A 12239-nucleotide genomic window follows, 5' to 3' on the forward strand; every position below is an offset into this window, starting at 1 on the left:
TCCTAATCATTAGAGTGAAGTATGCTTTAGCTGATCATGATGCATATGTTTCTGAAGCTTAAACTGCCACAGCGGCATACAGACGAGTACTAAATTATGAATGAAATGAGCTGCTAATACACAAATAAAACCAAATTTGATAAAGAGAACTCCCAGAAAGCAACCGAATATAAATAGATGCAGCCAACGTATCCACCTTGGGTCATATCCAGTTACTTGGTGCATCACCGCCCATAAAAAGGAAGATACAATAATGGAGATGATGATATTTCCACTCATCCACCAAATGACTGGAATCATTAACAGCCGATAGATGACCTCTTCTCCAATTGAACTTTGTATGCTCATATTCAATCCTTGCCTAAAGGTAAAACCTGATAGAAAGACAGTTCGGTTAGAAAGCTCAGGAGAAATTCGTAAATAATGCTTTTTCTCCAATAAGTTAAACAGCAGAGAAGTCACTCCCAAACTAATGAGCCCTGCTCCTATTCCATAGAAAATCTGAACCATTGGTTGTTCAAACGTTTTCCATCCAAAATCACCAGCAAGCGCATTTCCTGCCAATGAACATATAAATACTACAAATCCTGTTAATAATCCTGTAAGAAGTGTAGACAAAACGCCTAATAAACTGACCGTTTTGACACTCATTCTTGCATCATAAGCATTTACAATTGTCAATTGAATATCTTCTTTCAGCGTCAATGACTGGCATATTATAATCAACAAACCCAGAACAAGACTGAAGATTATGCTTGTTTGAACATCCATAAATACAAGGATGAGAATCGCAAGGATCATCGCTAAAGCTGAACCCAGCATACCAGATACTCCGAATGTCGATTCCACTTGTTCATCTCGAATGACTTTATTCATTTGATCAGTTAGTATTTCTTGTTCAGTACCAATATAAGAAATTCGGCCGCCCTGTAATTCAACAGTCACCTTGAGCCGAATATCTCCCGCTTCCGCTATGTACCAATAAGTACTGACCTCTCGAAAATCCTCCTCTTTTTTACCAGTACCAGTCATATTTGCTTTAGACCAAAGTCCATCAGGTGAAGCCATTAACCTCTGCTTGAGTGTCTCTGGAGAAACTTGTTCGAACTTCCCCGAAAGGGACTTTTTCGGAACATCCGCATAAAAAAAAGTGATTTCTCGATTGGCATTGACACCAACTACAAATGATTGATTTTGGTGAACGAAACGGACTCTCCATGATTCAACCAATCCAACATCATATAAAACCTTTCTATTTTTCTTAAGTATGCCTAAGTGATGAAGTTTATTCACTGTATCGTGGTCATACCAATATACCGAATAAAAATCCCAGTTCTCTACATCAATCCCAACAAACTCTTTTATAAATTGAATGCTTATTTCTTTTGCCTCATCTTTGCTTAAGAGTAGTGAAGCAATTGTTGGGGGTTTGAATTTAATAAATAACAGTAATCCAACAACCGCTAAAATACTCCAGAACACCAATGATAGACTATTCATTCCTGAATCCCTGCCTTGACTTCTTTTTGAAAAGGCAAGTCCGGTTCAGATAGCTCAATTTTCCCTATACATTTGCAATTTTTAGCTTCACATTTTAACTGAAGCAAACGAGCAGGTGAACCAATGTCCGCCATGCTATCTTCTAAAATATGCCCTAGCGGCAAATCTTCTAATTGGCAAGGAGTTACGTATCCATCTGCTCTTATATACCAAGCAAGATATCCTGGTGTACAAAAATCTGTTGTGAAAGAACTCTCTTCGTGCTCCCAATCAATTATATTCAGGCAATCTCCCCATTTATGACGTGCTTCCCTAAGCTGCATTTGAACCATTTCTTCAAAATCAATATCCAAAGCCTTATAGCCTTCTGTCGCACGTCCAACAGATAACGTTTTTCCTGCACGAAAGATAAAAGCACCCGCATTGGCACATTGCTCCACCACATCTGATACTTCATCAGCATTGGACTCATTAATGGTCATAGCGACAATCACTGGAATGTTTGCTTCTGATAATTTTTTAATGGTATTCATACTTTCTTTAAAGCCGCCTTTTCTGCCTCTTAATTGGTCATGTGTATCATCCATACCATCAATACTAATCTGTACAGAAACATTGCCTAAGTAACTGAGTAATTCAACTTCGTCATCTCGCCAGTTCAATCCATTACTAAATACATTCACATTGGTAAACAACGAACTTGCAGCAACGACTAATTCTTTAAACCCTTTGATCAGCTTTGCTTCACCCCCGGTCAGCGTAATATCAGCAACTCCATGGGCTGCTAGCTTTTGCATAACCAATATCCATTGTTCACTAGATAGTTCCTGAGGATATGGTTTACCTGAGCTGGCATAGCAAAATGAACAGCTTAAATTACAAGCATTTGTCAACTGCAAGGTACAACTAATAGGTAAATATGAATCTAGCGAACCCGAAACGTGTAAAGGCTGATCTAACAGCCCTTCCGTCCAAGCCTCCGTAAATGGATGGGCACTAAGCTCTTCTTTTAATTGTTCAGCACTCATCTCTTCTTTTTTCATAATCTCCCAAATACGTGCCGTTTTATGAAGGTTTTTGTTTTTTGATAACAAAAACGCCAACTGTGCTCCACGGCCACTGAGTCTAAAATAAAACATACTTTTTCTATCAATCATTACAGCACCATGAGGCTGTAAATGAACCGCTAACTCGGGCAAATCAAAATCTTTAACACGATCATTTGACATATAAAATCCCCCTTAAGAGAAAATAAGGAGTATAAGCAAATATGCTCAACTCCCTATTCTCAAATGTTAAATAGCTTTCATTGCAGGATGCGGAAGTGCACAAACACGTGTCATAGCAATACTCTTCGAGGCCCAACAGCCCATACAGCCAGCAGCCTTCACAATCGAAGTACCTCCCGGCTTCATAAGGCCTTTTTTACTCACAGATTCCCATTCTTTTTGGTTTCTTTTCATAAGTAAACCTCCTCTCAATTTTTGCATAGAGTCTATTGGCATAGCTTCCATGCGATACGATAATACCAGATTGCAATTGTCGAAGTAAGGGGAATTTTGTATTTTATCCTAAAATTTTCATTAAATAACTATAATTAGAATTTATTTTATTGATTCTTTATAATAGAAAAATGTCGACAAGAAATTAAAAAAACGCCAAAACGGCGACTCATTTTGATATAAATACCGATGGCTAATAGAATGCCAAACATAGTCTCCATTTTTTCGGATAACCCGAAACTATACACGTAAAATAGTTGTACGTATAGAAAGCTATGTGTTAACGATGGTTATATTTTTTAAAAAAAGCAGCCTCATCGGGGCCTTAAGAAATCTCTTTCAGCTTCAGTGCGCCTTCGACACATACAGAACGATGTCGGCCCTTGGAAGGCTTATGGACGGACTTTGAACAGCTTGTAAAAAACACCCGCTTGTATTTACGAGCGGATGTTAGATCTTTCAAAATGAACCTAGTGAATTTTAAGAAGTAAAACAAAGCAGTGTCTTATTGATTGATATCTTTTAGCGCCTGTTTCGGTTGTGAATTAAATATCATCAATGATGCAATAATTGCAATCATAACCCCTAATGCACCAATCCAAGTAATCGAGGCCAATGATACGTTTTCTACAAAAACCCCTCCTATTCCTGCGCCGACTGCCATGGCTAATTGCATCATTGATTGATTAATGCTAAGCAAAACACCTGACATTTCCGGTTCTATTGTAGCCAGGTGAAATTGCTGTGTCGGACCGGTAGACCATGCGGCAAACGACCATAATATCAGAATCACCAACACTCCGATATAGGAATGGGTGACAAGTGACAGCAGAATCAGTGTGACGATATGCAATGTCATCCCGCCAACGAGTGTAAAGGGCACTCCCCATTTATCGGTGCTATATCCCCCAAACTTTGATCCAACCAAACTGGCAAATCCAAATATAAGCAAAACACCGCTAAGCAGCTTGCCGCTTATTCCTGAAATGTTCAAGAGATACGGTGACAAATAGGTATAAGCAACAGAATATCCCCCGAGCCAGAAGAAAGTGATTGATAATCCCATCGCTACTTTCCGTTTTTTGAAAAGGGCAAGCTGTTGAAGCAAAGGTACGGGCTTATCTCCTTCAGTATGCGGAAGAGTAAAGAATATAACGGCCATTGCGATCAATCCCAACAAAGCAATTGCACCAAATACAGACTTCCAGCCTAATGCTGTTGCTATCAATCTTCCAAGCGGAACACCAATGATTAAAGAAGCGGTAAATCCCATAACGACCGTAGCGATGGCACTGCCCTGCTTCCCTTCCGGCGCAATCTTAGCGGCAATCGTTAATGCGGTGACAACAACAACACCTGCTCCCATCGCCATAATGATCCGTGCTGCAATAAACCATCCATAACCAGGCAGGACAAAGGCCAAGATATTGCCGAACACAAACAAACCGAGAGCATACATCATCAATCTGCGTCTATCCATACTTGCTGTCAATGCCATAAGTACGGGTGTAGAAAGAGCATATACAAGTGAAAAGATTGTAATGAGCTGGCCCGCGGCAGCCAAGGTTATCCCGAGTGTATGAGCAATGTGATCCAAAATTCCGGAAATGATGTACTCTGAAGTTCCGACTAAAAAGCTGACAATGGCTAAAATATATATTTTCCAGGTGTTAGACATAAACGTTCACTCCTTAATCATTAATAAAACTACATATCACGAAATAACGATATGTTAATTTTAAAAAATAAACACATCGTAATATGTCGATATGTTTGATGTAAAAATAAACATCTTTTGATGTTTATTTTTTAAATCTCTGTTTTAAGAAAGTCAGCAAGTTTCCCAATGGCTTCTTCATCTCTTTTGTAATACGTGTACTTTCCGATTCGTTCCGCCTTAATCAGGCCGGCTCTTAAAAGGATGGTGAGATATTGGGAAGCCGTTGATTGCGTCATTTTCAATTTGTCTGTTATTTGACTGACACATACCCCGATTGTATTCATATCAATCCCTTCATGGGGTGCAAAATGACGATCAGGCTCCTTCAGCCATTGTAAAATTTGCAGCCTTGATTCATTTGATAAGGCTTTGAATACTTCAATTGGTTCCATATCGATTATTATATCGTTATATTCCGATATGTCAATTTGTTTTTTCATTTTTGATGACTGACTTCTTTTTAGACATTAAAAATCTGAAACTTATTTCAGTCCCGTTGGTGGTATTACAAAACTTAACTTTCGCATTACTGCTAGATTGACCATTAGAAAGCGTTGCTTTATATATACTTTGCGCTAATACTGCTTTTTTATCTCTCCAATATCCATAACATCATAAATTTTCGCTTCAAAGCCATAATGATGCATGTGTTTGCTCCGCGATCGGCAACTTCCTTGACGTTTCCTCGAATGCTTGTGTTCGGGTATTTAAGAATGTTTTTCATGACTTCCAATTAAAATGAATTTAATATCAAGTGATCCACCAGCATCACATTCATGTATTTTAAATAGACTGTAAAAAACATCCGCTCGTAACAAAAGCGGATGTTAGATCTTTCGAAGTGAACCATTGAATCTTCAGGAAAAACAAGACAGTGTGTTATGAATTGATACCTCTTTGCATCTGCTTAGGTTGTGAATTTAAATCATCAATGATGCAAGAACTGTAAAATTATGTTCAATTAATAATAACTTCCGTCCTGTTCAAAAAAGTAAAATTTTAAACGAATAAACAGAATGTTTCAGCCCTCTACTTAGCTCGAATAGTAATCGCAGACATTTTTTGAGTAGTAGTGTTTAATAAAAGATTTTAATTCTTTATATTATAGATTTTTCTCTAGATCATTAAATAATTTAAATACCATCACTCGTTCACCTGTCCGAGAGCTTAAGTCAGTATGAAAACTTTTCACTTTTTCTCCAGTTATCGTTAGGATGATATCCTTAAGACCTTCTATACCTGATTCAACTAACTCCGAACGAGTTTGTTTTATAGATAACATACCCTCTTTTGTTCGACAAACTGTATATTCAGCTGGTGTTAAAATTCCTTTTAAATTAACGATGATCATATCCCGTAATATATCGGTCTTAACAGATACAGACCCACGCCCAAGATAATCCTTTTCCCAATGAGTAATTGACTTGCTGATCTCTGATTCAAAAGAACCTTTCGATTTTTTCATATATAAAACATCTCCTGAGCAAAAAAATTGGCATATTCTATTTTATTTCGTCACATTAATATTCTCTTACAACATGTCCTTCATATACACCTTCAATATCCAAATCAGTTTTACAGTTTCTAGAGGCCACTATCATTTTGGATAACATATTTTCTTCCATAATAGAGTGTACATGCAAAAATCGAACGCTCCCTAAATGGGTTTCCTCAACTTCTTCATAAGATTTTAAATGATAAAAATCAATTGATTTTCTAATTATTTTTTTCAGACATTCCATATTTTCATGATCAAACTGACTCATTTCCTCTATTGTTTTCGTGACAAAATCAGTTAAATTAGCGCCCATTACATTCTCCTTAGAACTGCTTTCTCCCCCATATATGGGTGCCTAGAAGTTGACTCCTTCCATTTCATCATGACAAGCAATGATCAGGTAAGCTTGACGCCGTTTTAATAGCAGGAACCTCAACAATTGAGGATTTTCCATCCTTATGATTAACAATTAAACCTTTAACTTTAACATATGATGGCACTAGTGGATGATTACGAATGATATCAACACTTTTTTCTATAGCGTCACTACTATTTTCATCCCCATTTAGCCATTCATCGAATGTACCACCTGAAAATTCAGGCCTGCAATTTTGAAAAAGATAATCCAATGTTTGTATTTTATCTTTCATTGTTTCAAGTTGAGTTAGTACATGACCTGTTGAAGTCCTCTTATCTTTTGTTCCTACAACAAAAACCTCCTCAACGTTTTCCTGATAAATTGCAATAATAACAGACCTCATTATTTCTTCATAAGGATGTGAGATAGCGGCACCATAGCTTTGTATAGTCAGCATATTTTCTGCTGGAGTGTTAGTCACTTCTTGTAAAATAGGCTCCAAGCCGTTTTCAATGTCCGTCAAAAATAATACTTTTTTATTTACATTCATATAGCACACCTCTTCTTATGTTTATCATTTTTATATTGAGTAACAAATCCATTTGATAAATGTTTATATTAATAGTTACCAGCTTTCCCAACATCCTTCTGGATCAATACTAGCCAGTCGAACCCATCCATTTTGAACTTTTTGCAGAAATACTGAGTCATTATTTAATAACCGTTCTACATGTTGTCTAGGTGCTTGGATGACGATCAACAAACGTAGAGGAGAATGATAAGCCTCATGATCTGATTGCATGACAGATTGCCAAGGCAGTCCGGATAACAAGTCACTTGCATTCCCCTGCATAACTCCGAGACCTGCAGTAACGGTTTGAGTTGCTTTACTTCCGCTGCCATAATAATGAGGTGCTACCGTTGATGCGTAATATTGTAAATTAATCCATTGGGCCACAGTTCCAGGCCCTGCAATAATATTTGCTAGGAGCTCACCGCTTTCATCCTGCGTCCAATCATAATTATGAAGAAAGGCTCTTCCTTCCAAATCACAATCCTTAGTTAGTTCACGTTTGCCGATAATAAAAGCGGCATTACGAGCCAATCCCCATTCCGGACGTATCTCACTCCAATCTTCCGCAAATCGGTGTGCCTCAGCCTTCGGATTTTTAAGTTTCGATTGGAAATTCGGTAATTGGGCTAGACGTTCTGCATTTACGTTATGTCTCACTTTCGGCATAATAGCTTCGATATGTTCAAATGCTTCCTGTGCAGCTTCGGAAAGTTCTGGTACATAAAGCCAATGTAATTCATCCACCGTTGTATTATGTTCAGCGGCGGCAAAAACCGTATCCTCCGGGATTTTAATTCCTTCAGTTAAAAGAACTTCTCTTACCTCTGAAAGATTACATAAAGCAGCTAAAACTCTTGCATTGAATCCGCCGGCCGCTCCACCGCAGGCACCACAATCAAGAGCCGCGGCATAAGGATTATTGGTACTTTGACTACCATGTCCGCATATCACAACTAATGGTGCGAGATTTTCTGTTAACCCCATCATTTTTAGAGCTTGTCGAGCATAGTTCACTTTTTCTTCTTCAGTAAAACCCACAGGTATCTCTGCCTCTATGTCATTAACATGATGAATCGAGAGTTTTGTATCCGGTTTGCGTAACCAAGTCTCACGAAGATTACGAATGAAACGATCTGCTCTTCTTGGCACAAAGCTGCGTGCCACCATTTGCAGACTAAGCCAAGGTCCGCTTAACTCAGGTAGAAGTAAGCTCGTAAGTACATTCTGTTTCATCGTTTTAAATGTATGGCCTACAGAATTAACTGCCCGCTTGCGTTGGTTGTATTTTTCGAGTACATCTTCATCTACGAACTCTTTAACTTTATGTTGTGGTTTTTGTATGATCGGCAAGGAGGCATGACTGTGTTTACTGCCAAGTTCACAAGTTGCAATCGGCACCCCGAAGAAACCAGCAATACCAATCGTTTCAAACGGACCTTCTTTTTCTAGTTGACGACGAAAAGGTTCTGATCGTACATCGATGCAGAATGCTAATTGAGCTAATGCAGATTTTTTACGGTTGGTTTCACGTTGTTTCGAGATGATCTTCTGACTTAATTGATCAGTGTATGTTTGTTCCCAAGCTTCTAACCAAAGTTTCCTGCGAAGTTTCTCATCAAAGCTGTAGGCAAATGATAAATATTCGTTTTGTTCATCGGCCGGCATCTGTGACCATTCCTCTAATGTAAGGCCCCCCCAATGAATCCAAGCTGCTAAAAGGGGAGTAATCGAAATTTCTTTCCCAGATCGTTCATTATTCAAAGGTAAATATGGCTTTATAAGGGCCCACTCCATGGATATTCGAATCGCTAAATATTCTGTCAGGAGTGCATGTTCATGGCTCAATTGTTGGGAGCGCCAAAGCATCATCCCTGCCCATCCAGGTAAGGAAAGTAAATGACCTTCAAGATAACGCTGTATTTCTGATTCGGGGATTTCTAGTGCGAATAACGCCTCTTGTAAAGCCATATGTGCCTCTTGCGGCCAACCTTTTAACCTTTCACGCTGCTTTTTACTAAGTGCTGGATCATATTGAATGAGATGCTGCCAGGCACGATAGAAACCTTCCTCACGATTGGGCATTGTCCAGCCTGCTTGAGAGTCATCAAGATATAATTTACACCACTTAATGACATGATGATCCAGTATATTGACTAACCTTTCACCATCCTGATTCTCTATATACGAACTGATTGGTTGCATAAAAACATTCTCGATATGATCCAGTCCACTGCATTCATTCACCAATTGCTCCAGCTTATGTGATGATAAAAGGTTGGAAGGCAGTGGATCTAATTTTAATCCAGCATGACAAAATCGTTCTACCACGTCCCGCGGGATATTAAAGGAATGTGAATCAAGCCAACACTGTAGCCCCATTTCCACATAGTCTTTATCAATCTCGCCTTTATTCTTTGCTGAACGGATCATAGAAGCACTAGGGTATATATCAACATCACGAGTATTTTTCAGCCAACTTGCAACCTGATCAAAAGGCTGGTTTTCAAGTCCCATCCACGGATTACGTGCAGCAAAGGTAGAAATAGGCCAAAGTGGCGCAATCACTCGGCTGGCAGATGTAATTAAAACGTGAATGTCACTTTCTTGAACATCAATATCTGTATCTTTCTTTTTTACATTTTCTTTCGTTAATACGGATGTAATGCCCATCTCTGATTAGCTCCTTATGATAAATATTGTTTAAGGTAGTCTGGGTGATTCTCTACTGTCTTTGGTTTTGCTTCACCTAATCGTACTAACCAAAGATAGAGTACTGCGAAGAAAACTGATGAACGATGACGAGCAACCCAAGTACCTAAAGCACTGCCAAATAGTAAGAGACATACGACAATGATGACAGCTGACATTGGAGGTTGAACACTTTGAAAAACGCTTGTATGCAGCCACTTATAGAAGAGGTTATGAATGATAAAATATACAAAGGCTGCTCCTCCTAAAAATGTTAAGCCGGCAATTCGACCCATTCTTCCCTCTCCAAAAGCTACAAGCTGAGTCCAAGAAACGGACAATGACCACCCTAAGATCAGCGCACTAATGAATTGATACCCCTCTCCAGGAGCAGCGAGCCAAAAAGCAACGCCTATACCTAAGGATAAAATCCGACCAGCCATGATCCATAAATAGGATGTTCCTTTATTAGCGCGAGCTGATACTTCATGACTCCGTACTGCCGAACCAGCCTGTAAAAACAACGTAGCTTTGAATAAGCCATGTAAAATAAGATGAATAATGGCTGCTATATAGGCTCCTAATGCACACTGAATGAGCATAAACCCCATTTGTGCAATCGTGGAGCCTACTAACTGGCGTTTATAATCAACCTGGACTAAACTAATGCCAGTTCCAATCAATACTGAGATGCCAGCAAGCAGAAGTAAAATAACCGATGCTATACCACCATTAAATAGAGGTGAAAATCGAGTTAGTATAATCCCTCCTGCATTTACTAAACCTGCGTGCATAATCGCAGAAACAGGAGTTGGAGCAACAATAGACTCAATTAACCATCTTTGGAATGGCCATTGAGCCGCAGGAATCATCACTGCTAGTACAATCAATAAATGAATCCCTGTTCTCTCCCATGCCCCCAATTGAGCTAAGCTTTCATTTGTTAAAACCAATGATAACTGCCATTGACCTGTGACTTGAAAAAGCCAAATCATCGCGAAAAACAAAGAAAACCAGCTTACCAAAAATAATCGGCCAGTAACCTTGGCTGCTTCACTAGCGACTTGCCAAGCACTGTTTAACCTTATAAGCAGGGTTAAACCGACAAGAGTTGCTCCCCAAAATATAACCATCAAGCGGAGATCACCACTTAACCACGCAATTGAAGCGGCACCTGTAGTGAAAGTAAACAGCGTAAAATATTTTCGATAAGATCGGTCTCCCATTAAGTAACGTACAGAAAAACGCTGAATGATTAAACCAATTGTCAAAACAAAGAAAGTCATTAACCAAGCTAAGGAATCGAAGTGCCAAGGGCCAACATTTCCTTCCACACTCCTATTGGCAAGATTCACTAAGGAAACCAAAGGCGGTAAAGCCAAGATACCAATATGAATGCGGACATAACTCAAAGGTACACGTGGATGTAAAAACAATAGTCCACTTATCCCAGAAGCAATAAGCGTAATAAAAAATAATGTTAATAATGATGATAAACTCAGCGAAACTAACATTCTAACTTCTCCCTTTTTTAGATCTCGTTATTGTTCAAAAGACCTTTAAATCAGATCATATTTTTCTATTATTTAATACAATTTTTATCTATCTTCATTTTTCCCCAACAAAAAAGCCGACAACTTCAAAATTTCAATGATTATGTTAGATCATTGAATCTTGAAAATTGTCGGCTTCACTTCAACTAACTTCTGCAAAGTTTTTTGAAGAGCTACCTTATTATTGGTCTTTTACTTTATAAAATGTTTTAACTTCCTTCTAAAGGAATGAAATTATCGTTATTTAATATAGTGCTTGATTATCAAATAAATCGACTTATGTTTCTCTTCCATTTAAATTAGGATTCTTTTTCATCCAGTCAAGATTAGTTGAAAGAATGCTAAAGACCTAATAATTAAACAAACGAAAATAAACATCTGTGCCGTTATTAAGTTAAGTATAAGATATGCTAAATTTTAAACATTGTCAACAAAAACATAATCTAATTCAGTGGAAATCAAATTTGATGTTGGAGTACAGAGAATGTAGTATCAAATCTTCCTCCCTACATGGTAACTACATTTCTCTCTAATAGATTTGGAAAAATGCTTGTAGCTTTTGTTCGATTCGGATGTAAAGTAAAATTTCCTCAACATCTTGGACAGTGAGTACAGCTTCAATGAATTATGGCTTATTCTCCTGACCAATGGCACATATTTTTTTGAATCTTGATGTGATTAAATGTTTCGTTGCTGCATCTTATTATAAGGCACCTGTCCTTATCATTGTTAAATGAGATCCATACAAAATCACCTGTAAAATAAAAATATCCGTTCACTTATAAACGAACAGATGTTAGCCCTTCTATAAAAAACCCCTTTGGCTAATAACCAAAGGGGTTAAAC

Annotated in this window: 10 protein-coding genes; all 10 read right to left on the bottom strand. The window is 38.2% G+C overall.

All coding sequences use genetic code 11. The annotated features are described in order from the left end of the window. Positions 1-9 precede the first annotated feature (9 nt). The 10 genes from skfC to AXI57_RS05820 all read right to left on the bottom strand — a co-directional run bounded on the left by skfC (position 10) and on the right by AXI57_RS05820 (position 11354). Positions 10-1500, bottom strand: coding sequence for a sporulation killing factor biosynthesis protein SkfC (gene skfC, locus AXI57_RS05775; protein WP_061669519.1), 1491 nt, complete (start codon positions 1498-1500; stop codon positions 10-12). Further along, complete coding sequence (gene skfB / locus AXI57_RS05780) at positions 1497-2729, bottom strand: sporulation killing factor system radical SAM maturase (protein WP_061669520.1); 1233 nt, start codon at positions 2727-2729, stop codon at positions 1497-1499. Before skfB ends, skfC begins: the two co-directional genes overlap by 4 nt. Positions 2730-2795: 66 nt before the next feature. Then, positions 2796-2963 (bottom strand): sporulation killing factor, encoded by a 168-nt coding sequence (skfA, locus tag AXI57_RS05785; RefSeq protein ID WP_035174941.1) that lies wholly within the window; start codon positions 2961-2963, stop codon positions 2796-2798. A gap of 544 nt (positions 2964-3507) precedes the next feature. Continuing rightward, a complete protein-coding gene (locus AXI57_RS05790) occupies positions 3508-4680 on the bottom strand; it encodes an MFS transporter (RefSeq protein WP_061669521.1) in 1173 nt (390 codons plus the stop codon). 131 nt (positions 4681-4811) lie between these two features. Next, complete coding sequence (locus tag AXI57_RS05795) at positions 4812-5114, bottom strand: ArsR/SmtB family transcription factor (protein ID WP_003234907.1); 303 nt, start codon at positions 5112-5114, stop codon at positions 4812-4814. Positions 5115-5824: 710 nt separating this feature from the next. After that, positions 5825-6187 (bottom strand): Na-translocating system protein MpsC family protein, encoded by a 363-nt coding sequence (locus AXI57_RS05800; RefSeq protein WP_010787469.1) that lies wholly within the window; start codon positions 6185-6187, stop codon positions 5825-5827. 55 nt (positions 6188-6242) lie between these two features. Continuing rightward, a complete protein-coding gene (locus AXI57_RS05805) occupies positions 6243-6533 on the bottom strand; it encodes a DUF6407 family protein (protein ID WP_061669522.1) in 291 nt (96 codons plus the stop codon). Between the two features lie 67 nt (positions 6534-6600). Then, a complete protein-coding gene (locus AXI57_RS05810) occupies positions 6601-7128 on the bottom strand; it encodes a carbonic anhydrase (RefSeq protein WP_003327886.1) in 528 nt (175 codons plus the stop codon). A gap of 75 nt (positions 7129-7203) precedes the next feature. Further along, a complete protein-coding gene (locus AXI57_RS05815; protein ID WP_061669523.1) occupies positions 7204-9822 on the bottom strand; it encodes a DUF2309 domain-containing protein in 2619 nt (872 codons plus the stop codon). 14 nt (positions 9823-9836) lie between these two features. After that, positions 9837-11354 (bottom strand): NADH dehydrogenase subunit 5, encoded by a 1518-nt coding sequence (locus AXI57_RS05820; protein WP_061669524.1) that lies wholly within the window; start codon positions 11352-11354, stop codon positions 9837-9839. Between the last annotated feature and the right edge of the window lie 885 nt (positions 11355-12239).

Origin of the sequence: Bacillus atrophaeus (assembly GCF_001584335.1) — a bacterium.
Classification (GTDB): Bacteria; Bacillota; Bacilli; order Bacillales; family Bacillaceae; genus Bacillus; species Bacillus atrophaeus.